General features: G+C 65.3%; 22 protein-coding genes, 1 tRNA gene, 3 pseudogenes and 1 riboswitch. Of the genes and pseudogenes, 13 read left to right on the top strand and 13 right to left on the bottom strand.

Annotated elements, in window-relative coordinates; translation table 11 throughout:
- Positions 1 to 35: 35 nt before the first annotated feature.
- Entirely contained in the window at positions 36 to 635 is a 600-nt protein-coding gene (locus tag MD221_RS15715) for an RNA pyrophosphohydrolase (protein WP_242112883.1), read from the bottom strand.
- A gap of 158 nt (positions 636 to 793) precedes the next feature.
- Here MD221_RS15715 and MD221_RS15710 point away from each other — a divergent pair.
- The 5 genes and pseudogenes from MD221_RS15710 (at position 794) to MD221_RS15690 (ending at position 3,046) form a co-directional block, all read left to right on the top strand.
- Positions 794 to 870, top strand: a tRNA-Met gene (locus tag MD221_RS15710).
- Positions 871 to 1,358: 488 nt separating this feature from the next.
- Positions 1,359 to 1,793 carry a hypothetical protein gene (locus MD221_RS15705; RefSeq protein WP_242112882.1) on the top strand — a complete coding sequence of 145 codons (435 nt, stop codon included), beginning with the start codon at positions 1,359 to 1,361 and terminating at the stop codon, positions 1,791 to 1,793.
- A gap of 28 nt (positions 1,794 to 1,821) precedes the next feature.
- Positions 1,822 to 1,971 (top strand): annotated as a pseudogene (locus MD221_RS17540) (helix-turn-helix transcriptional regulator); the annotation flags it as partial.
- A 185-nt stretch (positions 1,972 to 2,156) separates the two neighbouring features.
- Positions 2,157 to 2,513 carry a 6-carboxytetrahydropterin synthase QueD gene (gene queD / locus MD221_RS15695; RefSeq protein ID WP_277928923.1) on the top strand — a complete coding sequence of 119 codons (357 nt, stop codon included), beginning with the start codon at positions 2,157 to 2,159 and terminating at the stop codon, positions 2,511 to 2,513.
- A gap of 134 nt (positions 2,514 to 2,647) precedes the next feature.
- On the top strand, positions 2,648 to 3,046 hold the full coding sequence (locus MD221_RS15690) for a phasin family protein (protein WP_242112878.1): 399 nt from the start codon (positions 2,648 to 2,650) through the stop codon (positions 3,044 to 3,046).
- 150 nt (positions 3,047 to 3,196) lie between these two features.
- Here the strand turns inward: MD221_RS15690 and MD221_RS15685 are convergent, their stop codons facing one another.
- From MD221_RS15685 to bioD, 4 genes are all read right to left on the bottom strand, one after another.
- A complete protein-coding gene (locus MD221_RS15685) occupies positions 3,197 to 4,693 on the bottom strand; it encodes an alpha/beta fold hydrolase (RefSeq protein ID WP_242112877.1) in 1,497 nt (498 codons plus the stop codon).
- Positions 4,694 to 4,763: 70 nt separating this feature from the next.
- Positions 4,764 to 7,913, bottom strand: coding sequence for a multidrug efflux RND transporter permease subunit (locus MD221_RS15680; RefSeq protein ID WP_242112876.1), 3,150 nt, complete (start codon positions 7,911 to 7,913; stop codon positions 4,764 to 4,766).
- A 75-nt stretch (positions 7,914 to 7,988) separates the two neighbouring features.
- Positions 7,989 to 9,236 carry an efflux RND transporter periplasmic adaptor subunit gene (locus MD221_RS15675; protein ID WP_242112875.1) on the bottom strand — a complete coding sequence of 416 codons (1,248 nt, stop codon included), beginning with the start codon at positions 9,234 to 9,236 and terminating at the stop codon, positions 7,989 to 7,991.
- 94 nt (positions 9,237 to 9,330) lie between these two features.
- Positions 9,331 to 10,062 (bottom strand): dethiobiotin synthase, encoded by a 732-nt coding sequence (gene bioD, locus MD221_RS15670; protein WP_242112874.1) that lies wholly within the window; start codon positions 10,060 to 10,062, stop codon positions 9,331 to 9,333.
- Positions 10,063 to 10,097: 35 nt separating this feature from the next.
- Here bioD and MD221_RS15665 point away from each other — a divergent pair, with 35 nt between their 5' ends.
- The 3 genes from MD221_RS15665 (at position 10,098) to btuB (ending at position 13,488) form a co-directional block, all read left to right on the top strand.
- A complete protein-coding gene (locus tag MD221_RS15665; protein WP_242112873.1) occupies positions 10,098 to 10,583 on the top strand; it encodes a GAF domain-containing protein in 486 nt (161 codons plus the stop codon).
- Positions 10,580 to 10,948: a TfoX/Sxy family protein gene (locus tag MD221_RS15660; RefSeq protein ID WP_242112872.1), complete on the top strand. Its 369-nt coding sequence runs from the start codon at positions 10,580 to 10,582 to the stop codon at positions 10,946 to 10,948. The genes MD221_RS15665 and MD221_RS15660 overlap by 4 nt, the downstream gene beginning before the upstream one ends.
- Before the next feature lie 177 nt (positions 10,949 to 11,125).
- A riboswitch (cobalamin riboswitch) is annotated at positions 11,126 to 11,332 on the top strand.
- A 227-nt stretch (positions 11,333 to 11,559) separates the two neighbouring features.
- Positions 11,560 to 13,488, top strand: coding sequence for a TonB-dependent vitamin B12 receptor (btuB, locus tag MD221_RS15655; protein WP_242112870.1), 1,929 nt, complete (start codon positions 11,560 to 11,562; stop codon positions 13,486 to 13,488).
- 66 nt (positions 13,489 to 13,554) lie between these two features.
- Here btuB and gph read toward each other — a convergent pair whose 3' ends face one another.
- On the bottom strand, positions 13,555 to 14,229 hold the full coding sequence (gene gph, locus MD221_RS15650) for a phosphoglycolate phosphatase (protein ID WP_242112869.1): 675 nt from the start codon (positions 14,227 to 14,229) through the stop codon (positions 13,555 to 13,557).
- Positions 14,230 to 14,264: 35 nt separating this feature from the next.
- Complete coding sequence (locus MD221_RS15645) at positions 14,265 to 15,170, bottom strand: LysR family transcriptional regulator (protein WP_242112868.1); 906 nt, start codon at positions 15,168 to 15,170, stop codon at positions 14,265 to 14,267.
- 101 nt (positions 15,171 to 15,271) lie between these two features.
- Here MD221_RS15645 and MD221_RS15640 point away from each other — a divergent pair, with 101 nt between their 5' ends.
- Positions 15,272 to 15,910: an NAD(P)-dependent oxidoreductase gene (locus tag MD221_RS15640; protein WP_242112867.1), complete on the top strand. Its 639-nt coding sequence runs from the start codon at positions 15,272 to 15,274 to the stop codon at positions 15,908 to 15,910.
- 10 nt (positions 15,911 to 15,920) lie between these two features.
- Here MD221_RS15640 and dinB read toward each other — a convergent pair whose 3' ends face one another.
- Complete coding sequence (dinB, locus tag MD221_RS15635) at positions 15,921 to 17,006, bottom strand: DNA polymerase IV (RefSeq protein WP_242112866.1); 1,086 nt, start codon at positions 17,004 to 17,006, stop codon at positions 15,921 to 15,923.
- Between the two features lie 185 nt (positions 17,007 to 17,191).
- Between dinB and MD221_RS15630 the strand changes: the two genes are divergently transcribed.
- The 3 genes and pseudogenes from MD221_RS15630 to MD221_RS15620 all read left to right on the top strand — a co-directional run.
- Complete coding sequence (locus MD221_RS15630) at positions 17,192 to 17,410, top strand: hypothetical protein (RefSeq protein ID WP_242112864.1); 219 nt, start codon at positions 17,192 to 17,194, stop codon at positions 17,408 to 17,410.
- 196 nt (positions 17,411 to 17,606) lie between these two features.
- Positions 17,607 to 17,774, top strand: coding sequence for a hypothetical protein (locus MD221_RS15625; protein ID WP_242112863.1), 168 nt, complete (start codon positions 17,607 to 17,609; stop codon positions 17,772 to 17,774).
- A gap of 195 nt (positions 17,775 to 17,969) precedes the next feature.
- A pseudogene (locus tag MD221_RS15620) lies at positions 17,970 to 18,924 on the top strand (IS3 family transposase); the annotation flags it as partial.
- A 239-nt stretch (positions 18,925 to 19,163) separates the two neighbouring features.
- Here MD221_RS15620 and MD221_RS15615 read toward each other — a convergent pair.
- The 5 genes and pseudogenes from MD221_RS15615 to MD221_RS15595 form a co-directional block, all read right to left on the bottom strand.
- Entirely contained in the window at positions 19,164 to 20,489 is a 1,326-nt protein-coding gene (locus MD221_RS15615; protein WP_242112862.1) for a DNA methyltransferase, read from the bottom strand.
- On the bottom strand, positions 20,486 to 22,747 hold the full coding sequence (locus tag MD221_RS15610) for a hypothetical protein (protein ID WP_242112861.1): 2,262 nt from the start codon (positions 22,745 to 22,747) through the stop codon (positions 20,486 to 20,488). Before MD221_RS15610 ends, MD221_RS15615 begins: the two co-directional genes overlap by 4 nt.
- 16 nt (positions 22,748 to 22,763) lie before the next feature.
- Positions 22,764 to 22,985 (bottom strand): hypothetical protein, encoded by a 222-nt coding sequence (locus tag MD221_RS15605; protein WP_242112860.1) that lies wholly within the window; start codon positions 22,983 to 22,985, stop codon positions 22,764 to 22,766.
- 387 nt (positions 22,986 to 23,372) lie between these two features.
- Positions 23,373 to 23,607, bottom strand: a pseudogene (locus MD221_RS17675) (transposase); the annotation flags it as partial.
- A gap of 269 nt (positions 23,608 to 23,876) precedes the next feature.
- Positions 23,877 to 24,716, bottom strand: coding sequence for a hypothetical protein (locus MD221_RS15595; protein WP_242112858.1), 840 nt, complete (start codon positions 24,714 to 24,716; stop codon positions 23,877 to 23,879).
- A 549-nt stretch (positions 24,717 to 25,265) separates the two neighbouring features.
- On the opposite strand from MD221_RS15595, the gene MD221_RS15590 reads away from it, so the two are divergent.
- Positions 25,266 to 25,487 carry a helix-turn-helix domain-containing protein gene (locus MD221_RS15590; protein ID WP_242112856.1) on the top strand — a complete coding sequence of 74 codons (222 nt, stop codon included), beginning with the start codon at positions 25,266 to 25,268 and terminating at the stop codon, positions 25,485 to 25,487.
- Positions 25,488 to 25,877: the final 390 nt, after the last annotated feature.

Below are 25,877 nucleotides of genomic sequence, written 5' to 3'. Positions count from 1 at the left end.
GGCTGCCGTATCCGCGACGGCGCCGGGACCCGGGGCTAGTCCGGCCCCTGCCCGGACTTGATGCCGCCGGCCGGGCGATGCCGGGCCCGCTGCGGCCGGTGCCGGCCGGCACCGAGCGCCCGCGTCTCCACCTGGGCATTGGGGATGGCCAGGGCGCCGGCGATCTGCCGGGCGAACGGCGCCAGGTGCCGCAGCGCGCTGGCGTAGACCCCTCGCTTGAAGGTCACCACGTGCTCCAGCGGGTACCAGAAGTCGACCCAACGCCAGTGGTCGAACTCGGGCTTGTCGGTCAGGTCCAGGCGCAGGTCGCTCTCCGCGCCGGTGAACTGCAGCAGGAACCAGACCTGCTTCTGGCCGATGCAGATCACCCGGTCGTTGCGGCGGATGGCCCGCTGCGGCAGGCGATAGCGCAGCCAGCCGGGGGTCACGCCGAGCACGGCCACGTGCTCGGGCAGCAGCCCGGTTTCCTCGCGCAACTCCCGGTACATGGCCTCCAGCGGCGTCTCGTCGGTGTTCATCCCGCCCTGCGGGAACTGCCACCCGTCGCGCCGCACGCGGCGCGCCCAGAAGACGCGGCCATCGGGCTGCATCAGCACGATGCCGACATTGGGCCTGTAACCGTCCGGATCGATCACGATGCGGACTCCAAATCTTCCAACTGCCCCCGACTCTGCCATGCCGGGCGTGAAGCGACAAGCCAAGCCCGGCCAGCGTTCACGTTCGTGGAAGCGCATTGACGCCGGCGCGCGCGGCATGGACAATTCGCGGTCCGCCGCGGCCTCGCGCGGCCGATGGCTATGTAGCTCAGCCGGTTAGAGCACAGCACTCATAATGCTGGGGTCGGTGGTTCGAGTCCACCCATAGCCACCATATTCAGAATCCGCGACACTCCCAGGAAATCCCGCTCAAAGCCGCCCTCCTTTGTTTCATAGGGGCTAGAAAGATTCGTGCGGCTTCCAATTCCGCGAAGGCAGTCATCGGCATTACAGATATTGGGCCGGCCCATGATCTATGGCCTAATCGTCCTTGGCTGCCTCCCCAACAGGGTCAAACTGAGTCAATGCAGTTCGGCCTGGAGGCAAGCGAAATCCGGGCTTGGATTCTGGCCCGCGCAGAGCAACGCGACGCCACTGGTCATAGCGCAGGAATTAGCAAAGCGGCTTGACGGTAGCTGACAAACACCAAGTTGTTTTTCCTTGCAATGGCATATAGTTAGAGAGCCGATCACGGTGCGCTCCGGGACAGCTTACGCTCCATGGCCCTGATCATTCCTCCGTTGACAGCCCACGACGACCTTCTAGTTTCGAGATGCTCATTCCTAACAGTCGCCGCCTGCGCACGAGCGTTGAACTAACGCAATGATCGGCGACCCCATTTCTGGAGTCAGAAATATGTCGAAGTTTCTGGTTGCGATCCTGCTGCTGTTTTTTGCGGGCTCCGCATTCGCCGATACGTGCGGCGGCAAATTGATCGGTTACAGCCGGATCTACAGCAACGGCCTCACCATCGGGCAGCTGCAGCTATATTACAACGCCGCAAACGGCAACAATTGCGCGGTCCTCAAGCATGCCAGTCCGACCTGGGGAGTTTCCCTGCGTACCAAGGTGGATCTGTTCACCTGCACGGACAGCACCTGTGCACGCCCGGCGAATCCGCGCGACATCGACACTGGCTATTACAGATACGAAGCCGGGCCCGTAAGGATCTATGGCAAAGGTCGATGCGTAGCCGCTGTTGGAACTATGGATTACAGAGGCGTGCAAGCAGGTACGGGTATCAGAAGCTGCGACTAACGATGACGTAGCTTCGCCATTTGCAGCAATGCCAACGGGCAGACTGCTGCGATTGAAGGAAGTCATCGGCATTCCAGGGTTGAGCCGGCCCACGATCTATCGCCTAACCGCCCTCGGCCGCTTCCCCAATAGCGTCAAATTGAGTCAACGCAGTTCGGCCTGGATGGCAAGCGAAATCCAGGCTTGGATTCTGGCCCGCGCAGAGCTAACGCGACGCCACCGGTCATGGCGCAGGAAGCAGCAAAGCGGATTGACGGTACTTATGGCGGTATCTGACAAATACCAAATTGTTTTTCCTTGTAATGGCATATATTTAGCGAACCGATCACGGCGCCCCCATAGCCACCACGCCTTTCGTCCAGCATGGACATCTTCAAGACCTTCACCATCGAAGCCGCGCACCGGTTGCCGAACGTGCCGCCCGGGCACAAGTGCGCGCGCGTGCACGGGCATTCGTTCCGCATCGAGCTGCACGTGTCCGGCGAGCCCGGCGCCGAGAGCGGCTGGGTGATGGACTTCGGCGACATCAAGGCCGCCTTCCATCCGCTCTACGAGCGGCTGGACCACCACTATCTCAACGAGATCGAAGGCCTGGAGAACCCGACCAGCGAGCGCCTGGCGATCTGGATCTGGGACCGCCTCAAGCCGGCCCTGCCGGCCCTGAGCCAGGTCGTGGTGCACGAGACCTGCACCTCCGGCTGCCGCTACGCCCCCGGCTAAGCCCTTGAATTGACTGGCACCTGAACGATTCAGGGGCTTGCATCGGAATTTGTTGCGGCGCAACAAAATGCGCGCTATGCTGCATCGCACAAATTCCCGGCATTCCCTGCCGGATCACAACGCAGGAGTCCGCCATGTCCTACCAGTTCAACGAGCAGTTCGCTGCCGCGTCGCGCCAGTTCGCCGACGCCGCCGCCCAGTTCAACCGCCTCACCCTCGAGAACGCCGAGAAGGTGTTCGGCCTGCAGCTGGCCACGTTCGAAGAGAACGCCAACGCGACCTTCGCCTTCCTCGGCGAAGTGGCCGAGATCCGCGACATCGACGGCCTGAAGGCCGTGTGGCCGAAGGGTCTGCAGGTGGCGCGCGAGAACGCCGAGCGCGTGGTCACCACCGGCCAGGAAGTGTTCGGCCGCACGCTGAAGACCAACGAAGCCATCGCCGAGCTCGCCAAGGCCCAGGTCGCCTCGACCACCGCCAAGGCGCAGGCCCAGGCCGAGCAGGTCGTGAAGGCCGCCACCGCCAAGCGCAAGTAATTCGTTCTCTCCGGCCGGGCGACCGGCCACGCGGCTCTCTCTCCGCGTCCGAACCCGGCAGCGCAAGCTGCCGGGTTTTTCTTTGCGCGCAGTCTTCGCGCGCAGCATCGCGCCGCCAGCGCGCGCCGCGAGAACGGCGGGGCGCCGGCTTCAATGACGCGCCGTGGCGCGCGGCGGCGGCGCAAACCCGGGCAGCTCGAACTTGGGCGCGGGCAGCGCCACTTCGCTGGGCAAGCCGTCCGTTCGACCGGCTCCCAGGAATTCCAGCAGCGCCTGCTTGACCGCCGGCTCGTGCCTGAGCTGGTAGAACGCGCCGTCGTGGCCGCCGCGATGCACGAGGATGGCGCGGGCGTTGGGAAAATACGCCAGCAGGCCGAGCGTGTTGTCGATCGGCGTGGAGGTGTCCCAGTCGCCGTGCACGAAGACGACCGGCGTCGGATTGGCGACCGGCTTCCTGATCCCATCGCCCATGTCGCGCGTCGGCCAGTCGGCGGCCGAGGCGATGTTGGCCTGGAAATTCCAGGCGCCAAGCAGTTCGAGGGCCGGATCGGTCCGCAACAGGTGCTCGCGTTCGGCGCTCACGCCCAGGCTGCTGTCGACCAGCGGACCGATCAGGACGGTGTCCGTGCTGCGGCGATCGGCCGCAACCTCGCGTGCCCAGTCCTGGTAATGCCCGTGGTAGAGCGAGAGCAGGAACGCCGGCCAGCGCTCGCCGTCCTGCGTGTGCGACAGCAGGGCGAGCTGCAGATCCTGCGCCCCCAGCACCACGGTTTCCGCTCGCCCCGCATCGTCGCGGACGCTCACGCGCACGGGCGCCTTCGCGAAGCGCTCGTGCAGGGCCCGCACCGCGCCCATCATGCCGCCTGGCGGCAGATAGGGCCGCAGGCCCGGATCGCGATCGGCGTCGTAGGCGATGCGCTGCAGAGCCGCATAGACCTGCGACGGCATGTCGTAGCCGTTGTCGAGCGGCTCGACGCCCGAAAGCACGGCGCGCGCGACGATCTGCGGATGCAGGCGCATCACCGCCAGGCTCCACTGCGAGCCGAAACTGCCGCCGAACAGGTTGATCCGGTCATAGCCGAGCGCGCGGCGCAGCGAGTCGACATCGGCGGCGAACTCGCCGATGTCGTAGCCGGACAGGTCCTTGCCGGGATTCTGCGCGACCGCCGCCCTGGCGAGATCGCGCATGGCCGCGGCCGCGGCGGCGACCGAGCCGGGTTCGCGCAAAGGCGCGGCAGTGCCCGTGCCGATCAGTTTCTCGCCGCGCACCGTGTAGCCGCGCTGTTCGAGCACGACCAGGTCGCCGGCCTGGCTCAGGCTCAGCCAGGTGCGAAGGCGTCCCATGTCGTTGCTGGCGAATGCATCCAGCACGCTCAGGCCCGGGCCACCGGGCAGCCAGAACACCGGAGGCGCGTCCGGCGACCGCGACGACTTGATGCGCGCGAAACCGACCCCGATCAGCCGGCTGTCGGCCTGGCGCCTGTTCTCGGGCACGTACAGGGTGCCGATCTCATAGGGAACGGGCGCCCCTTGCTCGTCCTTGAGAGTGCCGTGCTCGAGCACCACCTGGCCGGCGCTTTGCGCCGACGCGCCTGACGCCCATCCCAGCCATCCGCACGCGAGCAGCCCCAGCAGGAAACGTCCCATCCCCTCTCCCGGGAGCGTGCCCGCTCCAATGCCGCGCGAGGCGGATCCTCCGCCTCGCGCGCGTCGCCGGCTAGCCCGCCTTCGCCGCGGGCGGCGCCTCGTCCATCTTGTCGCCCAGCATCCTGCGCACCACCACGTAGAACACCGGGATCAGCAGCAGGCCGAGGAAGGTGGCGAACAGCATGCCGCCGACCACGCCGGTGCCGATGGCGTGGCGCGCGTTGGCGCCGGCGCCGCTGGAGAAGACCAGCGGCATCACGCCCATGATGAAGGCGAAGGAGGTCATCAGGATCGGCCGGAAGCGCAGTTTCGCCGCCTCCACCACGCCCTCGGCGAGCGTCTTGCCTTCCTTGCGCTGCTCCAGCGCGAACTCCACGATCAGGATGGCGTTCTTCGCCGCCAGGCCCATCACCGTGATCATGCCGATCTTGAAGTAGATGTCGTTGGGCAGGCCGCGCAGCAGGGTCAGCAGCACCGCGCCGAGCACGCCCAGCGGCACCACCAGCAGCACCGCCACCGGCACCGACCAGCTTTCGTACAGCGCCGCCAGGCACAGGAACACCACCAGCACCGACAGCACCATCAGCGCCGCGGCCTGGTTGCCGGAGAGGATTTCCTGGTACGACTGGCCGGTCCAGTCGTAGCCGAAGCCCTGCGGCAGGTCCTTCTGCACGATCTGCTGCATCGCGCTCATGGCCTCGCCGGAACTGTGCCCGGGCGCGGGCGAGCCGTTGATCTGCACCGCGGCGTAGCCGTTGTAGCGCTGCAGGGACGGTGTCGCGGTGATCCAGCTGCTCTTGACCACGTTCGACAACGGGATCATGGCGCCGGTGCTGGCGTCGCCCTCGGTCGCCGCGGCGGCGCTGGGGTTGGGCGTGTAGAAACGGCTCAGCGCCTCGGCCCCGGTGCGGTAGGGCGCATCGGCCTGCATGTTGACGCGCTTGATGCGGCCGGCGTCGACGAAGTCGTTGACGTAGATCGGCGCCAGCATCAGCTGGATGGCGTTGTAGATGTCGGTGACCGACAGCCCCATCGCCTGCGCCTGCACGCGATCGACCTCGAGCTTGAGCTGCGGCGCGTCCGCCAGCGCGTTCGGACGCACGCCGGTGAGCACGGAGTTCTGGCTGGCCTTGCCCAGCAGCATGCCCATCGCCTGCGCGAGCGCGGCGCGGCCCTGGCCGCCGCGGTCCTGCAGGTACATGTCGAAGCCGCCGAACTGGCCCAGGCCGTTCACCGTCGGCAGGTTGACCACGAAGATCTGCGCGTCGCGAATGCCGAACAGGTGCATGTTGGCCTGCTGGATGAACTCCTCGGCATTGGTCTTGCGCTCGCCCCAGGGCTTGAGCTTGATGAAGGCCATGCCCGCGCTTTCGCTCTGGCCGATGAAGCTGAAGCCCGAGACGGTGAACACGCCCTCGAACCCGTCGATCTTCTCGACGGTGTGCAGCAGCTGGTCCATGACCTTGTCTGTGCGCTCGAGCGTGGCGCCCGGCGGGAGCTGCACGATCGCCAGCGCATAGCCCTGGTCCTCTTCCGGCAGGAAGCTGCCGGGCAGGCGCGTGTAGACGAAGATGCACAGCGCGGTGAGCGCGGCGAACACGATCATCCACAGCGGCGCATGGCGGATCGCGCTGCCGATGTGGCCGACGTAGGTGCCGCTGACCCAGTCGTAGACCTTGTTGAAGCCGCGGAAGATCGGGTTGCGGCTCTCGTGGTGGCCGGTGGGCTTGAGCATGGTCGCGCACAGCGCCGGCGTGAAGCCCAGCGCCAGGAACGCCGAGAACGCCATCGCCAGGGCGATGGTGAGCGCGAACTGCTTGTAGATCTCGCCGGCGCTGCCGCCCTGGAAGGCGCTGGGCACGAACACCGCCGCCAGCACCACGGTGATCGCCACCACCGCGCCGCTGATCTGGTCCATCGCCTTGATGGTGGCCTCCTGCGGCGGCAGGTGCTCCTCGGTCATGATGCGCTCGACGTTCTCGATCACCACGATCGCGTCGTCCACCACGATGCCGATCGCCAGCACCATGCCGAACAGGCTCAGCTGGTTGATGGAGAAGCCGATGAAGTACATGCCGGCGAAGGTGCCCAGCAGCGCCACCGGGATGACCAGGGTCGGGATGATCGTGGCGCGCAGGTTCTGCAGGAAGATCAGCATCACCAGGAACACCAGCACGATCGCCTCGAACAGCGTCTTGACCACTTCCTCGATCGAGACCTGCACGAAGTCGGAGGTGTCGTAGGGCGCGAACCAGGTCACGCCCTTCGGGAAGGTCGCCGCCAGCTCCTCCATGCGCGCGTTCACCGCCTCGGCCACGCCGAGCGCGTTGGCGCCCGGGGCGAGCTGCACGGCGAAGCCGGCCGCGGGCGAGCCGCTCCACTTCAGGCTGGCGCCATAGGACTGCGCGCCCTTCTCGATGCGCGCGACGTCCTTCAGCCGCACCGCGCTGCCGTCGTTGTTGGCGCGCAGCAGGATGTTGCCGAACTCCTCCACCGTGCTGAAACGCCCTTCGGCCGAGACGGAGGCGGTGAACGCCTGCCCGCTGGGCGAGGGCGCCGAGCCGATGCTGCCGGCGGCGAACTGCACGTTCTGCCCCTGCACCGCGGCCAGCACCTGCGAGGCCGAGAGGCCGAAGCCCTGCAGCTTCTCGGGGTTCAGCCAGATGTTCATGGCATAGACGCCGCCGAAGAACTCGGTGCCGCCGACGCCGGGCACGCGCGCGATCTGGTCCAGCACGCGCGAGCCGAGCAGGTCGGCCATGTAGTGCTCGTCGTAGGCGGCGCTGTTGCTGCGCAGCCCGATCACCATCAGGAAGCCGGGGTTCTGCTTGGCCACCACCACGCCCTGCCGCACCACTTCCGAGGGCAGGCGCGGCGTGGCCAGCGACACCTTGTTCTGCACCTGTACCTGGGCGATGTCGGGATTGGTGCCGGGCTTGAAGGTCAGCGTGATCGAGGCGCCGCCGTTGGCGCTGGAGGAGGAGCTGAAGTAGTCGAGGTTGTCGATACCGGTCAGTTCCTGCTCGATCACCTGGGTGACCGCGCCTTCCACGGTTTCCGCGCTCGCGCCCGGATAGCCGGCGGCGACCGTCACCTGCGGCGGGGCGATGTTCGGATACGACTCGACGCCCAGGCTCATGATCGCCAGGGCGCCGCCCAGGCTGATCAGGATGGCGATGACCCAGGCGAAGACCGGGTGATGGATGAAGAATCTGGACATGCTAGAACCTGTTCATGGCTTCCTGCGGCATCGCGCGCGACCGGATGCGCGCGTGCCGGAAGGAAGGGTGAGGGGTCAGCCCTGCTTCGCCGCGTCGTCGCCTTTCTGCGGCGCCGCCTCGGGCTTGCCCGGGCCGGGCGCCTGCTGCTGTTTGCCGCCGGGGGCGCCTTCCGGCTGCCACGGCGTGGCCTGCACCTTGACCGGCTTGCCGCCGCCCATCTGCTCGGCCATGCCCACCGCCTGCAGGCCGGAGACGATCACCTGATCGCCCTCGGCCACGCCCTTGGTCACGATCCAGTTCGCGCCCTGGCTGCGTTCGGCGTCGATGTTCTTGCGCGTGGCGATGCCGTCCTTGCCGACCACCAGCACGTAGGCGCTCTGCGCATCGCGCTGCACCGCGGCCTGCGGGATCAGGAAGGCATTGTCGATCGAGCCGAGCGAGGCCTTGAGCGTGACGTAGGTGCCGGGCAGCAGCACGCGGTCGGGATTGGGCAGCGTGGCGCGCAGCGCCACCGCGCCGGTGGTCGGATCGACCACGTCGCCGGAGAAGTCGAGCGTGCCCTTGCGCGGATACACCGAGCCGTCGGGCAGCACGACGTCCACCTCGGCCTTGCCGCCGGGGGCGTCGCCCTGCAGGCGGCGCACCTGGCTCAGCTCGGTCACGCTCATCGAGAAGTTCACGTACAGCGGATCGATCTGGTCGACGGTGGTCAGCAGCGTCGGCGTGCCGCCCGCCCCGACCAGCGCACCCTCGGTGACCTGCTGCTTGCCGGCCCGCCCGGCGATCGGCGCGCGCACGCTGGCGTAGCCGAGGTTGATCTGGGCGTTGTCCACGGCCGCGCGCGCGGTCTGCACCTGCGCCGCGGCGGTGCGCTCGGCGGCCAGCGCATTGTCGTAGTCGGACTGCGAGACGTACTTCTGCGGCAGCAGGCGGCGGGCGCGGTCGGCCGCCGCCTTGGCGTTGGCGTAGTCGGCCTGGGCCCGGGCCAGATCGCCCTGCGACTGGCCGAGCGCCGCGCGCAGCTGCGCCGGGTCGATGATGAACAGCTCCTGTCCCTCGCGCACGTCGCGGCCTTCTTCGTAGACGCGCTTTTGCAGCACGCCGGGGACGCGTGCGCGCACGTCGGCGCTGCGATACGCCGCCAGGCGTCCGACCACGTCCTGCAGCAGCGGCACGTTGCCGGCCTTGGCCTGGATCACGCCGACCTGCGGCGGCGGCATGCCGCCTGCGCCTTCGGGGCCTGCTTCCTGGCCTTTACCGCAGGCCGCCAGCACTAGGAGGAGTGCGCTGGACAGGGCCAGCGTACGCAGATGCATCGCCATAGAAAACTCCGGGAACAGGGGCCGGACGGAAGGTTCGAGTAATTCTTGTACTCACCAGGATAGCATTTGGTACGCGCGCGTACTGTGCCGGAAGTTATGTTGCGGACGAATCGAGAAGCTGAGCCGTCGACAGTTGCCGCGCCAATACGCCGGCGTCCGGTCTCGCGGAAAAGGGCAGGCGCCCGAGGCAGGGGGCGGGGATGCGCCGCTGCAGCAAGGCGAAATTCTCGTCCCGGCGCGCCATCTGCGGATCGACCTCGCTGGCGATCCAGCCGGCCAGCCGGGCGCCGTCCTGCGCGATCGCCCGCGCCGTGAGGCGGGCATGGTTGAGACAGCCCAGGCGCAGACCCACCACCAGGATCACCGGCAGGTCCAGGGCGCGCACGAGATCGACCTGATCGAGCTCGGCCGTGAGCGGCGCCGCCCAGCCGCCGACCCCTTCCACCACCACGATCCGCGCCAGTGCCGACAGCCGGGCGTGCGCGGCCAGGATCGGGGCCAGCGCGATCTCCACGCCCGCCTCGCGCGCGGCCAGCTCCGGCGCCAGCGGCTGCGGCAGGGCATAGGGATTGACGTCCTCGTAGCGCGGCACGGGATCGCTGGCCGCCTGCAGTGCCAGCGCGTCCTCGTTGCGCCAGCCTTCGGGCGTGCGGTCGCAGCCGCTGGCCAGCGGCTTCATGCCCACCGCGGCATGCCCCAGGGCGCGCAGGGCATGCAGCAACGCGGCACTGGCCAGCGTCTTGCCGGCCCCGGTGTCGGTGCCGGTGACGTAGAAGCCGCGCGCCTGCGCGCCGCCGCCCGTTGCCGTGTCCTTTTCCCGCGGCATCGCCGCCTCCCGCATTGCCACGCTAGACTGCACCCATGTTCACAGCCTCCAGTCTAAGCGGCGGCAAGCGCGAGCAGTACGCGCAGCTCGCCGAACAGGCCCAGTCCCTGCTCGCCGGCGAACGCGACCGCATCGCCAATGCCGCCAACCTCTCGGCGCTGGTGTACCACGCCCTGCCCGACCTGAACTGGGTCGGCTTCTACTTCTTCGACGGCACCGAGCTGGTGGTCGGCCCGTTCCAGGGCTTGCCGGCCTGCGTGCGCATCCCGCTCGACAAGGGCGTGTGCGGCGCCGCCGCGCGCACGCGCGCCACCCAGCGCGTGGCGGACGTGCACGCCGTTGCCGACCACATCGCCTGCGACGCCGCCTCGCGCTCGGAGCTGGTGGTGCCGCTGGTGCGTGCCGATGGCGCCCTGGTCGGCGTGTTCGACCTGGACAGCCCGTCGCCGGCGCGCTTCGACGCCGACGACCAGGCCGGGCTGGAAGCGATCGCCGGAATCTTCGTGGCGGCGCTGCCATGAGCGCGCCGCTGAAGCTGCGCAACGTCGGGCCCAAGAGCGCGGCCTGGCTGCGCCAGGTCGGCCTGCGCACGCTCGACGACCTGGCCGCGGCCGGCCCGGTGGAGGCCTTCATGCGCGTCAAGCGCGCCGGGTTCCGGCCCAGCCTCAACCTGCTCTACGCCCTGGAAGGCGCCCTGTGCGATTGCCATTGGCAGGAAGTGCCGGAGGCGCGGCGCGCCCAGCTCGTCGCCGAGGCCGAGGCCGCGACCGCGCTGCTGCCCGCGCCGCGCGGCCGTCCCGCCGCGGCGCCGGTCACCACCACGCATGGGCCGGAAGAGGACGGCGTCCCGTCGCCCGGGCTGCTCGACGAACCCGACCGCGACTGAGCCGCGCGGCGGCCGCGCTGCCGATCGCATACAATTGCCGCGCTTCGAGGTGATCCGAAGGCATTCGCGAGTTCCTTCGCAAGAGCCCGCACCCTTCGCCACGCTGACGGCGTGGCTACGATGTGCGGACTTGAGTGGTATGCGAATCCCTCGCAAAGGGCCGCACATCCCTGTGCGGACTTTTCAATGCTTCAGGATTGAAACGGGAAGCCGGTGACGCCGCGCGCAGTCCGCGCCTGGCCATTCCGGCGCTGCCCCCGCAACGGTAAGCGAGTCGCGCCAACGCATCCGCCACTGTGCTCCGGCACGGGAAGGCGCCGCGGCCGGAGTCGGCAACGACCTCCACTCGCCAGCCCGGAGACCGGCCCCGAAGCCGACAGGTTGCGATGCGGAGGGCGTCGCGGCGGTGCCGAGGCCCATGGCCCGTCCGGCGCTCCGCCGCCATTCCCTTCTCCCTTCGCCGCCTGCGCGCGGCACCGTCGCCGGAACCCGTCCGCCCGCGCCCGTCGCGGCGCGCGCCGCTTCCGCGAAGGCGCCGCGAAGACCCGCGCATTCCGCGCGGACCTTCCACTTCACGCGTGCGTGGGCGCACGCCACGGAGATCCTGTTCAATGCACGCTCGAGTTCGACCCTACGCGCTCTCCCCGCTCGCCGCCGCCTGCGCGCTGCTGCTCTCCCCGGCCGCGTTCGCGGCGGGCAACCCCGCGGCCGACGCCGCCATCGACCTCGACGAGGTGGTGGTCACCGGCACGCGCACCGAGGTCCCGCTGATCGACAGCCTGTTCCCGGCCGAGGTGATCGACCGCGAGGAGATCGAACGCAGCCAGGCGCGCGACCTGCCCGACCTGCTGCGCGGCCGCGCCGGCGTGGACATCGGCAACTCCGGCGGCGCCGGCAAGGTGACCAGCGTGTTCCTGCGCGGCAGCGGCTCGGGCCACGTGCTGGTGCTGGTGGACGGCGTGCGCATGGGCGCGGCCACCAACGGCGCGATGGCGTTCCAGGACCTGCCGGTGGAACAGATCGATCGCATCGAGATCGTGCGCGGTCCGCGCTCGAGCCTGTACGGCTCGGAGGCGATCGGCGGCGTGATCCAGATCTTCACCCGCCGCGACCAGGGCAAGTTCACCCCGCACTTCCGCCTCGGCGCCGGCAGCCACAACCTGCGCGAGGCCAGCGCCGGCTTCGGCGGCGGCGGCGCGCGCGGCTGGTACGGCGCCGACGTGGCCTACTCGCGCACCGACGGCATCGACGCCTGCCGCGGCTCGGCCGCGCTGTTCGCCGGCTGCTTCGCCGACGAACCCGACCGCGACGGCAACCGCAACCGCTCGCTCAACCTGCGCGGCGGCCTCAACATCGGCGAAACGCTCGGCCTGGAAGCGCACGCGCTGCGCGCCGAGGCCGACACCGAGTTCGACGGCAGCCCCTTCGCCGGCAACTTCGCCAGGAACGTGCAGCAGGTCGTCGGCGGCAAGCTCGCCTGGAAGCCGTCCGAGCGCCTCGCGGTGAACCTGCAGGCCGGCCGCAGCGACGACAAGGCCGACTCCTACTTCCAGGCGCCCGGCGCGGCGCGCACGCACGTGAGCACCTTCGACACGCGCCGCGACACCGCCTCGCTGCAGGGCGATTTCACCCTGGCCGAGAACCACCTGCTCACCGCCGGCCTCGACTGGCAGAACGACAGGATCACCAGCACGGCCGACTACGCCGAGACCGAGCGCGACAACACCGGCGTGTTCGCCGAGTACCAGGGCAGCTTCGGCGCGCACCAGCTGCAGCTGAGCGTGCGCAACGACGACAACGAGCAGTTCGGCAACCACACCACCGGCGGCCTGGGCTGGGGCATGAAGTTCGGCGACGGCTTCCGCCTCAGCGCCAACTACGCCACCGGCTTCAAGGCGCCGACCTTCAACGACCTGTACTTCCCCGGCTCGGCCAGTCCCGACCTCGACCCGGAAACCTCCAAGACGCTCAACCTCGGCATCGGCCAGCACACCGAGCTGCTGAGCTGGACCTTCAACGTCTACGAGAGCCGCTTCGACGACCTGATCGTGTTCGTGTACCCGCCGCCGCTCTACGTCGGCCAGGGCTACAACGTCGACAAGGCGCGCGTGCGCGGCGCCGAGCTGACCTTCGCCACCACCGTCTTCGGCTGGGACCTGTCCACGCAGTGGAGCCTGACCTCGCCGCGCAACCGCAGCCGCCGCAATCCCGACGGCACGCCGGACGCGGACTACGGCAACCTGCTGGCGCGTCGCGCGCGCAACACCGGCCGCATCGACCTGGACCGCGCCTTCGGCGATTTCCGCGTCGGCGTCACCGTCGCCGGCGCCAGCTACCGCTACGACAATCCGGCCAACACCGTCGCCTCGCGCCTGCACGGCTACGCCACCGCCGACCTGCGCCTGGAATACGCGCTGTCGCCGGCCTGGACGCTGCAGGCGCGCGCCAGCAACGTCTTCGACAAGCGCTACGAGACGGTGCAGTGGTACAACCAGCCCGGACGCGAGTACGGGATCAGCGTGCGCTACCGTCCGCAGTGAGGTTCGCCGCGCCCCTCTCCGCCGGGCGGAGAGGGGCCGCTGTCCAGGATCGCCGCGCGGCGCGACTCAGGCGGAAGCGGGCGAGACGGGACGCAGGTCGAGCAGCTGCCGCATCTCGCCGATGACCGCCAGCGCGCCGGCCGAATCCAGGTCGAAGCCGCGCGGATAGCCGTAGCGCACCAGCACCAGCGGCATGCCCGCCGCGCGCGCCGCGGCGGCGTCGGTGGCCGAATCGCCGACCATCACGCTCGCCTCCGGCGCGATGCCGAACTGGCGCGCCAGGTGCAGCAGCGGCAGCGCGCTGGGCTTGCGCTCGGGCAGCGTGTCGCCGCCGACCATGGCGCCGAAGAAGCCGGCGATGCCCAGGTGCTCGAGCAGCGGACGCACGTAGCGCTGCGGCTTGTTGGTGCACACCGCCAGCGCGACGCCGTCCGCCTGCAGCGCCTGCAGCGTGTCGGCCACGCCCGGATACGGCTGCGCGCGCTGCAGCAGCGTCTGCCCGTAGTGCACCATGAAGCCGTCCATGATCTCGTCCACGGCGACGGCGCTGCCGGCGTGGCGGAAGGCGGTCTCGACCAGGACGCGGGCGCCGTCGCCGATCCAGCCGCGTATCACGGCCTCCTCGACCTGCGGCAGCTGCCAGTCGCGCAGACTGCGGTTCACCGCCTCGGCGATGTCGGCGGCGGTGTCCACCAGGGTGCCGTCCAGATCGAACAGCGCCAGCGAATACGGAAAGTTCAAATCGGTCTCCAGATGCGGGGGCGGAATCGTGCCGCCTAGGGATGGTCCCAGGGCGGCGCGTCGCCGAAACGTTCGGCGAGGAAGTCCAGGAAGCTGCGCACCAGCGCCGGCAGCTGCCGGCGCGAGGCGTACACGCCGTAGATGCCCATCGGCTCGATGTCGTAGTCGGGCAGCACGCCCACCAACGCACCCGAACGCAGCAGCGGCGCCACCTGGTAGGTCGGCAGCATGGCGATGCCGGCGTCGGCGCGCACCGCCGCCAGCAGCACGCCGGCCTCGTTGGCGCTGACGCTGCCACCCACCGCCACCGCCAGTTCGCGGCCTTCGCGCCGCAGGTGCCACAGGCTCTTGCCGACGAAGTGATGGGTCAGGCAATTGTGCCGCATCAGTTCCTCGGCGCGGCGCGGCGTGCCGTGCGCGGCCAGATAGGCGGGCGATGCGCACAGCACGGAGCGGCACACCGAGAGCTTGCGCGCGATCAGGTTGGGGTCGAGGGCGTGGGCGATGCGGATGGCCAGGTCGATGCGCTCCTCGACCAGGTTCACCGTGCGGTCGGCCAGCACCATGTCCACCGACGTGCCCGGATGGCGCGCCGCGTACGCGGCCACCGCCGCGGCCAGCTGGCTTTGTCCGAACGAGGTGCTGCAGGCGATGCGCAGCCGCCCCTGCGGCGCGGCGCCGGTCCGCTCGCCGACCGCGCCGCGCAATTCCTCGCCCAGCTCCAGCATCTGCCGGCAGCGCGAGAGCGCCTGCTCGCCGGCGGCGGTCAGGCTGATGCGGCGGGTGGTGCGGTGGAAGACCCGCGCGCCCAGCCAGCCCTCCAGTTCGGCCAGATAGCGCGTGGCCATCGCCCGCGACATGTCCAGGGCCTCGGCGGCGGCGGTCAGGCTGCCGCGCTCGGCGACCTCGACGAAGACGGCGACGGCGGTCATGCGATCCATGATTGGGGCGATCCGTGCAACAGACTCGCGTCTTATACGCGGTTTTTCGATCCATTTCAGGCAACTAAGCTGGTTCCATTCCCACCCGCCAGGAGTTCGCCATGCAAATCGCCCTCGTCGGCGCCACCGGCAAGATCGGTCGCCAGATCGCCCGCACCGCCCTGGACCGCGGCCACGCCGTCACCGCCATCGTGCGCAGCGACGCCGCGCTTCCCGCCGAGCTCGACGGCGCCCGCATCGTCGTCGCCGGCCTCGACGACGGCCAGGCGCTGGCCGCCGCCGCGCGCGGCCACGACGTGCTCGCCAGCGCCTACGGTCCCGCGCCGGGGACGCCGGCCGACTCGGTCGCCACCGTCGCGGGCACGCTGATCGCCGCCGCGCGCGCGGCCGGCATCCGCCGCCTGGTCGCCGTCGGCGGCGCCGGCAGCCTGGAAGTCGCGCCGGGCCTGCAACTGGTCGACACGCCGGATTTCCCCGAGGCCTACAAGCCCTATGCCCTCGCGCACCGCGAGGCGCTCAAGGTTTTCCAGGCCGCGGACGACCTGGACTGGACCTTCTACTCCCCCGCCGCCGAGATCGGCCCGGGCGAGGCGCGCGGGACGTTCCGCACCGCCGCCCGCACGCTGCTCGCCGACGCCCAGGGGCATAGCCGGATCAGCTATCCGGACTACGCCGCCGCGTTCGTCGACGAGATCGAGCGGCCGCAGTTCGTGCGCCAGATCGCCACCGTCGCCTACTGAGCACCGGCGCTCATTCGGCCGGCGCGGGCGTCTCGAAGGAGAACAGCTCGCGCTGGCCGGCGCTCTCCTCGGCCTCGCGGAAGCCCGACAGACCCACGCCGACCAGCCGGTAGCGCGTCGAGGGATCCAGGTCGACGCGATCGCGCAGCGCCAGCGCGATCGCGGCGAACTCCTGCAGCGTCGCCGGCGGCGCCTCGGGCGTGAAGCTGCGGGTGAGGATGCGGAACTGCGCGGTCTTGAGCTTCAGCACCACGGTATGGCCGATGCGCTCGGTCTTGCGCGAGGCCTGCCAGGCCTTCTCGGCGATGCGCACGATCGCCGGTTCGAGCTCGTGCAGCAGCAGGTCGCGCTCGAAGGTGTCCTCGGCCGAGATCGACTGCACCGGCTGGTTCGGTTCCACCGCGCGCTCGTCGACGCCGCGGGCGCGCGCATGGAGCCTGGCGCCGAAACTGCCGAAGCGCGCTTCCAGCTCCTCGCGCGCGAAGGCGTGCAAGTCGCCGACCGTGGCCACGCCCAGCTCGGCGAGCTTCTTCTCCATCACCTTGCCCACGCCGGGAATGCGCGAGACCGGCAGCGGGCGCAGGAAGGCCTCGACCTGCGCCGGCTTGATCACGAACAGCCCGTCCGGCTTGTTCCAGTCGGAGGCGATCTTGGCCAGAAACTTGTTCGGCGCCACGCCCGCCGAGGCGGTGAGCGCGGTTTCCTCGCGGATCTGCGCGCGGATCGCCTGCGCCGTCGCGGTGGCGCTGGGCGAGGCGATCTTCGGCGCGGTCACGTCCAGGTAGGCCTCGTCCAGCGACAGCGGCTCGACCAGGTCGGTATGGCGCAGGAAGATCTCGCGCACCTGTCGCGAGACGGCCTTGTAGCGGACGAAATCCGGCGGCACGAACACCGCCTGGGGGCACAGCCGCTCGGCGCGCACGGCCGGCATCGCCGAACGCACGCCGAAGGTGCGTGCCTCGTAGGACGCCGCGCACACCACCGAGCGCGCGCCGCGCCAGGCCACCACCACCGGTTTGCCGCGCAGGGCGGGATCGTCGCGCTGTTCCACCGAGGCATAGAAGGCATCCATGTCGATATGGAGGATCTTGCGCATGCGGCGATTATCCGCGCTGTCCGCCCGCGGCGCACCGCATCGCCAGCCCTTGCATCACCGGCCCTTATCGGAAACTTGACGCACCGCTGACGCGGCCGGCGGGAGCATCGATCCTCCCGCCGGGAGTCCGCCATGCCAGCCGTCTCCGCACCGCTTCCCCACGCCTTGCCGCCACGGCCTCGGGCATGGCCGGACGCAATGCCCGCAGGCTCGCGGCCGTGGTGAGCGGCGAACGCGACCGCAAGGAGATTCCCGCGCCCGGGAGCGACGATGCCCCGGAGACGCCCGAGGCGCGCGCCCGGCGCAAGCGCCACGAGAGCGAGAACCAGGACGAAGCCCTGGACGAGACGTTCCCCGCCAGCGACCCGGTCTCGCCGTTCATTCCCGCGAAGGGGCATCGATAGCCCCGCACGCCATCGGCTTTGCGACCCCGCCGATCGCGCCTTGCATCGTCATTGCATTGCGATCCCGTGGCGCGCGACGACGGCCGCCCGCCAATCCGTGCGCCCGTTCACGTCCTCGACGGACCGTCTTGATTGCGGCCTGTTCTGCGAGGACGATAGGCGCGCTTCCGATACCTGACCGACCCTCGGAGGGGGCATGCAAGACTGGAGCGATGCCATTGCACAGGGGATCCTCTGCAAGCGTTGCGTGCTGCCGCTGGAGGACGACCTCGCGCCCGGCCCGCGCCTGTGCCATTGGTGCCGCGAGGAGGATCGCCTGGCCGCCCAGCTTGCGAACGAGGAAAGGACGCGCGAACAGGGCTGACCGGCGTCTCGGTCCATGAACGATGACACCCGCGTCCTCGCGCCGGCAGCGCGAGGACGCGGGCTTATTCCACCGTCACGGAATCGTTTCCAACGGGGGAGGGGGGATCGTTTTCCCGGCGGCCCCCTCATCGGCAGCGCTACCAGCTTATTGACAGACCCCTTCTTCAATTTGCAGCCCTTGCGCTGCTGCCCGGAGGTACCCGATGCACGGCGGCTGAAGGATTTGGAATCGGAGAACAATCGTCTGAAGCGCCTGGTGGCCGAGCAGATGCCGGTGATCGAGGGGATGAAGGAGGTCGTCCGAAAAAAATGACGACCCCGTCGGAACGAGCGACACGGTCCAGCTCCTGATCCGTCGGGGTCTCTCGCAACGCAAGGCATGCCGCTATCTGGGGTTGAGTCGGCGCATCACCAGCTAGGCGCCGCGGCAGGCGGCCAAGGATCAGGCCGTGGCCGAGAAGCTGCTGGCGGCGTCGCCGGAAGTGCCGCGCTTCGGCTACCGGCGCATGGCCGCATGGCTGAATTTGGGCGAGGCCTGCATCCGTCGGCAGTGGCGGGCGCTGGGGCTGAGCATTCCACGCCGCCGTCCGCGGCGACGTCGTTCGGGCAGCGACATTCGGCTCCCTGGTGCGGTGCGGCCCAATGCGGTGTGGAGTTACGACTTCGTGCACGACCAGATGGTCGATGGGCGTAGCCTGAAGCTGCTGTGCGTGATCGACGAATACACCCGCGAGTGCCTGGCGATCGAGGCCGGCGCGAGCCTGCGTTCGCAGGACGTGATCCTCACGCTCTCGCGGCTTATGCGGTTGTGCGGCAAGCCGGCGTTCGTGCGTCCGGACAACGGCGCCGAGTTCATCGCGGCCAAGGTGATGCGCTGGCTGCGCGACGCCGCCATCGGCCCGGCCTTCATCACCCAGGGCAGCCCGTGGCAAAACGGCCTCGTCGAGAGCTTCAACGGCAAGCTACGCGACGAGTTACTCAATCGCGAATGGTTCCGTAGCCGTGCCGAGGCGAAGGTGTTGATCGAGCGCTGGCGGTAGTTCTACAACGAGCAGCGGCCGCACAGCGCGCATGGCTACAAGCCTCCAGCCACGGTGCGGCGTGCTTGGCCGGAAACCGATAACATCCCCACAGGACTCACTGCCTGAGTGGCTACAAAACCCGTACGCAGGTCACCTCCTCCTAATCGCAGGCGACCGCCTGGCAACGAGGAGAGATTGCCAGCCCGAAAACCCAATGTTTCGATTCCCCGAGCCGACCCCGACCGGGGGCGGCGAACGTCGTAAGCAAGCCCGGAAGCGGAGTCCTCGTAAAGCTTAGATGCTTTTCTTTACAACTCGTAAAGTGCGCTACAGCGAGCTTTACGCCCTGCGCAGCCGAGGCTTAGTTAGGTACCCGCAAATCTGCGGGCGTACTCCGCTAGGTACTTCGGAGCTAGGTACTGTTTGCTCTCTTGTATGAGGCTTACGCCGGGGAACGCGGCATCCAGCTGCTCGACTCGGATCTCAGGCTCTCGCCGAGACAGAACGATGATGCGGTCCATCTGCGTAGCTTTGCCTTTCGTATCTCGCCAGATGCGCGTCGTCTTGATGTCATCCCCAATGTGATCATCAAGGCATCCTACGAATCCGAAATGCCCGTCGTGGGCAACCCGCCGAATGAACTCACGCGCGAGACTGATTGACCCCTTTCCCGAACGCGCTACATCGCCTACGACAAACACGATCACGCCATCCGGAGAAAGGGTCTGCACCATTTGTTCAAGTACCAGCGAAGAGAAGCTCATCCATTCCCCCAAGTTCAAGTCATCGTCCAGGTGCTTAGCAAGATGACTTGTACTTCCCTCCTCTAACAACCAATTCCGTATCCAGTTCTGCTTTGCGTAGTTCACAACGTCCAAGTAGGGCGGACTGGTAACCACAAGATCAATCTTGCCCATGATTGGCTGGAACGCTGGGCACTTAGCCAATTCCTTCGCATCGCACGCACTTACACAAGCCTCAAACTCTCGCGGCGCTTCATCTACTCTGAGCCGCTCAACCTTTGACGCAAGAATCGAGAATACGTCACGCTCTACTCTGTTCAGCCTGTTCTCCGCTACGTACCTACGCACGTAGTTGGGTGACATGCTGAATGTATTAGGCATGCTGATTGATGCATATCCTGATGTTCCATCCTGCCGTTCTGCGCCGTGCATCACCCCGAGAAGACAACCTAGGAGAAAAGCATCCGTCGAATCGTTCGAGTCGACAAGCATGCTCCTTAGATAGCAGAGCTGCGCAAGTGTGCCGGGGTGAAAGATGATCTGGATGTGCTCAGGCTGAACTTGTGCTTCTGGCAAATACAGGACGCGATCATATTCATCCCGCAATTCTTCAATCCGCTCTATCGCAGCATCGTAAGAAACCGCGGCCCCCTTAGCCTTGGAGAGAGCAAGAGCGATCGGATTCAGATCCGAAGCATATGCACGCCTCTCGGTTAGACGAGCTTCGAGTAGGGTTGTACCCCGACCCGAAAACGGGTCTAGAACGATATCCCCGCGCCCACTAAAGAGCGCAAGCGCAGCACGGGCTAACGATGGCGGATACGTACCCAAATACGAACACATCTTGTGCCACGAATGTCCCCATCGCTGCCCGAGCCCAGACCAAGGTGTTGAGATTTCGAGAACTGATTCTTCGGTCAAGGTATGGCTCGCGACAGCTTGCTTCATGCTACAGCCGCTTCCGGGGATCCGACGGCAAGGACATCAAACAGCGCCTCCATAATGCCGCAAACCGTCTCGCAGGCATTGATGAGAGTTGCATCTTTGCGAACAGCCGCTTCGCCTGCGTCACCGTTCTCATCTTGAGCTGGCGCCAAACGCTTTGTGACGTGATCGAGTACGGCATAGAACGCGATATGTTCCAGATAGAAGCTACGAATCGCCTCAACGGCAGAGTCATCTTTCCTCTGCGCACGCGTAATGAGCGCTGTCAGCCGGTCGTTGGATACATTGATAAACACGTTTGTGGATTCGTCGTCGCTTTCCACCCCGGCGACCGACTTTCCATCCCAATGTTTATCCGAGTAGTAGGCGTCCTCCTTCTCGATTGGGCAGATGTTGATATTCGGCGTTTTTGCGTCGCCCTTATTGTCGCCCGTCGTCTGAGGCAGCTCGACCGCTTCAAGGTCGAGAGAGTCGCTCAAACTCGCAGAGCGAGGCGGCCGAACTTCGAGCGTAACTTTTGCGGTTGCCCCAATTTCGATGTCCTCCATTGCGCGAAAGTACGCGACTCCGTGACCTTCGCGGACATTGGCAATACCCTGGAAAGCGCCAAATGTCGGGGGAGTCACCAGCGCCATGAAGTGGTCGAGCGATGAGAAATAGTCTGCCCGAGCATCAGTGTCGAACTTGACGGTAAACATTTTTCCTGCGTACACCTTACGAGGCACCGCACTTGTGATCTGAAGGAAGGTCGGCGGGTCCACTACCGGGATCGCCGCAGGGTCCTCATGCTCGTGCGGCGATTCAGGTGGCGCGCTACGCGGACCTTCCTTGCCGCCGCCTGTAAGAAGCGATGCCTTAATGCGCTTGGCGAGACGCTTACGGATCGCTTCGACTGGTGAAGACGACGTCTTCAGATACTTCTGCTTGCGCTTATGATCCAACTCACGGAGACGATCATCACCGACCAATGCCTCGACGATCAGACGGCGCAAGTCATCACCGATCTGAGAATCACGGATCGTCTCTCGCGTCGTTGGAAATAGCTGGCGACGGGACTCGCCATCCAAGCCATCACAATCGACGTGGACGACCAAATAGCGGTCTAGGAATGGAAGCTTTACCTCCTCTCGAATGATTGTGTTGGGGAAATCGCCCTGCTTCTGTCCGTTGTAGGTCACGATAATCGGCTTGCCGACCATCGCATAGTTGCGAATCTTGTCTCGGGAGTCCTCTGAATCGGACGATAGAACCCACCAATGGATATCGATACGACCGTCACGAAATACAAGATGCGCACTGCTCTTGTGCTCGACGTCACTCCCAGCTTGAGTCAATCGGCGATGGTTTCCTGTCACCATTCGCGCCGTCGGCTCCTTGTCCTTAAGCTTGCTCTTCCGCTTCTCTTCAATGCGAAAAGGCATTACAGGGTCAAACAGATAGTTGTGCGCGAGCCACCACATGGAACCGGTGGGCGACGTCATAACGGCAGAGTACTTCTGTAGCGACATCGCAACGTGACGCACAAGCGTTCCCGGCTCGAAGAAGCTGTCGTTGCAGTCAACGAAGAAGGGGGCCTTAGTCTTAGCGTCCACTAAGTACTCGTAGACGCCGTGCTTGTCTTGATCAACGTTGCCAGGGTTGTAGCGAACCACTGTGAATGCCAACGGACCCGCCGCCTCCCCCTCAAGCGCCGCGCGGCGTGAGAAGATCACCGTGTACTGAGAGTGAGCGAGTGCCGTCGAACCACCCTGACCAAACGCACCCGCAAGAAAAAGCTTCTTCAGCTTTCTATTCTTGTTTAGGCTGAGAATCGAATCACCAAACTCCTGCGGCAGCAGACCTACACCCTGATCGCGAATATCTACCGTCGGAAGGTCGCTGTGATCTGAATCCAAGAGCGTAACAACAACGTTCTTTGACAGGTCCTGAATTTCCTTCAGATCATCTCGGACGATCCCCCCGAGCCGTCCATTTGGAATATCGAACCACGTAGAGGTTGCCGCGCGTGGTGATTTGACGCCGTCCGGGCGCCCTTGTTGAATCCACTCCCGGTCGAGAACAGCATCCACCGCGTTGGTGACGCGCTCAATCAAACCTGCGGCGGAGTCGCTTCCCAAGTTGATGATCGCGAGATTGTTGTCATTGTTGCCAACAGGAAGCCATTTCAGCTTGCCAACTTCCTTCTGGAGGGCACGGGTAAAGCTCGTCAAATCGCGTACCGATGTGGCGGCTAGAAGTTGCTCAACAACCTTGCGTTCCATTTGCTGTATGCCCTGTCTAGAGTTTGAAACCGGCTTCCGCCGACTCCGTGCGCTCGTCGAAGCGGCGTCGAGCCGCCTTAACCTCAGCTTCGATAGCGGCGAACATTTTTCGCACCTCCTCAGAGGTGTAGTGATAGTTCGCGCGGTTGCTGAGGTTGCCAACCAACCGCATGTCCTTAAGCAGTCTATTGACGCGGCTCTCAGCCAGCGCCAGGAACCGCTCGCGCTTGTCTCGCATCGTGACCGGACCTCTGGTTGCTCGGGCAGCAGAATATACAATTCCCTCCATTTTTGCAATCCATTTATGAAATGTATTCTACCAGTAGCAAGTATTCTGGATATGTGAGCCCCTGAGCAAAGGTTAGCCCGCCCTGAGCGGGCGTCCCCCATCAGGTGCCTTAACCTGCCCCGCCTGAGCCTGCCCCTGAGCCCCGCCCACCACTTGAGAAGCTCCTCCTCGCTTGCCCGCCCGCTGCCGCCTGCCGCGGCGCATACTGGTGATGCGCCGACTCAGCCTCAGATAGCGGCATGCCTTGCGTTGCGAGAGACCTCGACGGACCAGGATCTGGACCGTGTCGCGTCGCTCCGACGGGGTCGTCTTTTTTTCGGACGACCTCCTTCATCCCTTCGATCACCAGCATCTGCTCGGCCACCAGGCGCTTCAGACGATTGTTCTCCGATTCCAAATCCCTCAGCCGCTGTGCATCGGGTACCTCCAGACCACCGAACTTGTTGCACCAGCAGAAGAACGTCTGGTCGGTGATGTTGTGCTTCCTACACACCCCCTTGATCGACAAAGCGCCAGTTTCGGCTTCGCGCAGGATCGTGATGATCTGCTCGTCGGTGAATCGCTTCTTCATGAGTTCTCCTTGGCCTCTCAGGGTAGAGAACTCACCTTCCAAGTGGCCACACGATTCGTCTCAGGTCACCGCAACTTCCGAATCAGTGAAGAACTGGACCAGCAATGAAGGCTACCGCCGAACTCGTCGGGACTGACCCATCACCCCTCCTTCGCGACCTCATAAGGATGAGGCCAGTCTTATCGTCAGCAGCCCCGACATGCAGAAAATGCTTCGCCAGCGATATTCCCAACCGTTTTGACCACCCAATTCTTAAGCTCTAAGCGAAGTCACGGGCTGATCCATGTCTTTCTTGTTCGGAAGTACGAGTCATCATTGTTGAAGATGGCGAATATTTCTCCGAAGCACGGAATATCACCCCCATTTCGGAAATAGACTTTCCATTGTAGGGCGCGCAACAACTCTACCCAGTATCTGATTATTTGCAGAACTCGCAGTTGACGATGCGGCGCTACAGCCTCGAACATTCCCGTTCTTTGGCTTGCTTGTTCGATATCGGTGATTTCTTCGCCTATCTCTGACGTATGCAGCACCATGGAATGCTGCCCAATGAGCGCGGCAACAGCTGCGGCGTTGTGCGCAATTTTTTGCTTCTTGGCGTCCGTGACCATGCTTTCATAAAGCGGGATATCAACTGTCTTATACCAAGCGATTACAGGGTCACTCGATCTCGGATTTCGGATGACCATGTCGATGTTGGAGTAGCGATCACCAAGGGCGAAATCATGTAGCACTTGAATGATGGCTTGAAGTATTGGATCGGAAAGGTCCTGCTTGTATTCAATCTCGATCGAGTGACGAGCGATAACATTCTGCGATCTCGCGTACAGCAGCTTGAGTTTGTGACCAATTTCCGTCCTTAGGTAGTCGTCATCAGGAAATCTTCCGCTACTCAAATAGCAATCGAGTAAAAGGCACAGCTTACCGATTCGTTCTAGCCCGGTCGCCAAGCTGGTGAACGCCTGGAAGTACAAGCCCTTAGAAGCGTAGTTCGCTTTTCGGATCTGAGTAGCGCCAGCCCCCAGCATTTCTTGCGTGAACTGTGCTTCTTTAAGTAGAGCTTTGAATGTCGGAGCCAGCACTACAGGAGGCATGCCAATCGCGGCCATATCGGCATTCCGACATCATGATCTTGGCGATCATATCCATCACACTGGAGGCTGTCTATGTTGCGCTCCTAAGCACATATGAGCGATCAGGACCTGCTCTGGTGGACCTTCAAGTAGGTTTCGTAGTCGCCGGCATTGTGCATGTGCGAGCAGTTCTCGACATACCAGCCGAACTCCTCACGCGAAACCAGGGGTCTTTCACTGTCGTTGAGAGCCCAGCATTTGTTGTAGACGGCTTCCTGCTCTCTGTCGCGGGCACGCTCCTCATCTTCTTTCGCTGCTGCCTCAGCTCGCGCCTTCTGCTCAGCCAGATCATCATTCGTTAGACGAGGCGAGGATGGCTCAGACGCGGCTGTAGTCTCACCCGCACTTCCTACTTAGCTGATTTTATTGGTCGGCTGCTCCTGCAAACACCCTATTGCAGTAAGGAGAATCAGCCATACAATCGCTTCCCGAATCATTTGCCACTCCCTTTCGTTGACTACCTATAGGTAGTCTACCTAGGCATCTGTAGAGCCAAAAGGGGCGTTTTCCCTACGGTGGTCTGCTATGACAGCTACCCTCCTGCAGCGCCTTGGAAGTGGCCTTCGAGCCCGGCGGGAGAAGGCTGGCTTCAGCCAAGAGGGGTTCGCCGACCATATTGGGATGCATCGGAGCCACTACAGCGCCATCGAGCGGGGCGAGAAGAACCTACAGCTCGATACGCTGCAGTGTGTATGTAAGGGTTTAGGCTGCCGTGCTTGGGAAGTATTGAGGGAAGCTGAAGGCTAGGAATCCGCCTCATGTTGATCTACCAACATCTCCACGACAACTGCGTGTAAGTGGAAGCGGACTCGCTTGCTCTCGCGGATAAGGCAACGCTTCCATTTACAGTAGATGGAATAGACGAGCGCGGGGTAGAACCGCTTTCCTCTTGGACTGACTAGTCCGCGGACACTTAGCTCGTTGGCGATCCGAGGAAGCCGTGGCCCCTCTCTTTAAAAAAGAGGATTGCGTCTACCAACTTCAAGTGTTCTTGAGAGTGGCTAGGCTGCCAAAGCTGGGGCGTGGTCACGATAACCATGTAGATCAGGTTACCCCCGTTGAAAACTATTCCACCGTGACGCTCTTGGCCAAGTTGCGCGGCTTGTCGACGTCGGTGCCGCGGGCCAGGGCGGCGTG

Source organism: Luteimonas aquatica, assembly GCF_022662575.1.
GTDB classification, from domain to species: Bacteria; Pseudomonadota; Gammaproteobacteria; order Xanthomonadales; family Xanthomonadaceae; genus Luteimonas; species Luteimonas aquatica.
This window is presented reverse-complemented; position numbering and strand designations above follow the sequence as displayed.

Coding starts and splice junctions, on each gene's coding strand:
- MD221_RS15705 (WP_242112882.1), top strand. CDS start 1,359: ATGATCGGCGACCCCATTTCTGGAGTCAGAAATATGTCGAAGTTTCTG.
- queD (WP_277928923.1), top strand. CDS start 2,157: ATGGACATCTTCAAGACCTTCACCATCGAAGCCGCGCACCGGTTGCCG.
- MD221_RS15690 (WP_242112878.1), top strand. CDS start 2,648: ATGTCCTACCAGTTCAACGAGCAGTTCGCTGCCGCGTCGCGCCAGTTC.
- MD221_RS15685 (WP_242112877.1), bottom strand. CDS start 4,693: ATGGGACGTTTCCTGCTGGGGCTGCTCGCGTGCGGATGGCTGGGATGG.
- MD221_RS15680 (WP_242112876.1), bottom strand. CDS start 7,913: ATGTCCAGATTCTTCATCCATCACCCGGTCTTCGCCTGGGTCATCGCC.
- MD221_RS15675 (WP_242112875.1), bottom strand. CDS start 9,236: ATGGCGATGCATCTGCGTACGCTGGCCCTGTCCAGCGCACTCCTCCTA.
- bioD (WP_242112874.1), bottom strand. CDS start 10,062: ATGCCGCGGGAAAAGGACACGGCAACGGGCGGCGGCGCGCAGGCGCGC.
- MD221_RS15665 (WP_242112873.1), top strand. CDS start 10,098: ATGTTCACAGCCTCCAGTCTAAGCGGCGGCAAGCGCGAGCAGTACGCG.
- MD221_RS15660 (WP_242112872.1), top strand. CDS start 10,580: ATGAGCGCGCCGCTGAAGCTGCGCAACGTCGGGCCCAAGAGCGCGGCC.
- btuB (WP_242112870.1), top strand. CDS start 11,560: ATGCACGCTCGAGTTCGACCCTACGCGCTCTCCCCGCTCGCCGCCGCC.
- MD221_RS15645 (WP_242112868.1), bottom strand. CDS start 15,170: ATGGATCGCATGACCGCCGTCGCCGTCTTCGTCGAGGTCGCCGAGCGC.
- MD221_RS15640 (WP_242112867.1), top strand. CDS start 15,272: ATGCAAATCGCCCTCGTCGGCGCCACCGGCAAGATCGGTCGCCAGATC.
- dinB (WP_242112866.1), bottom strand. CDS start 17,006: ATGCGCAAGATCCTCCATATCGACATGGATGCCTTCTATGCCTCGGTG.
- MD221_RS15630 (WP_242112864.1), top strand. CDS start 17,192: ATGGCCGGACGCAATGCCCGCAGGCTCGCGGCCGTGGTGAGCGGCGAA.
- MD221_RS15625 (WP_242112863.1), top strand. CDS start 17,607: ATGCAAGACTGGAGCGATGCCATTGCACAGGGGATCCTCTGCAAGCGT.
- MD221_RS15615 (WP_242112862.1), bottom strand. CDS start 20,489: ATGAAGCAAGCTGTCGCGAGCCATACCTTGACCGAAGAATCAGTTCTC.
- MD221_RS15610 (WP_242112861.1), bottom strand. CDS start 22,747: ATGGAACGCAAGGTTGTTGAGCAACTTCTAGCCGCCACATCGGTACGC.
- MD221_RS15605 (WP_242112860.1), bottom strand. CDS start 22,985: ATGCGAGACAAGCGCGAGCGGTTCCTGGCGCTGGCTGAGAGCCGCGTC.
- MD221_RS15595 (WP_242112858.1), bottom strand. CDS start 24,716: ATGGCCGCGATTGGCATGCCTCCTGTAGTGCTGGCTCCGACATTCAAA.
- MD221_RS15590 (WP_242112856.1), top strand. CDS start 25,266: ATGACAGCTACCCTCCTGCAGCGCCTTGGAAGTGGCCTTCGAGCCCGG.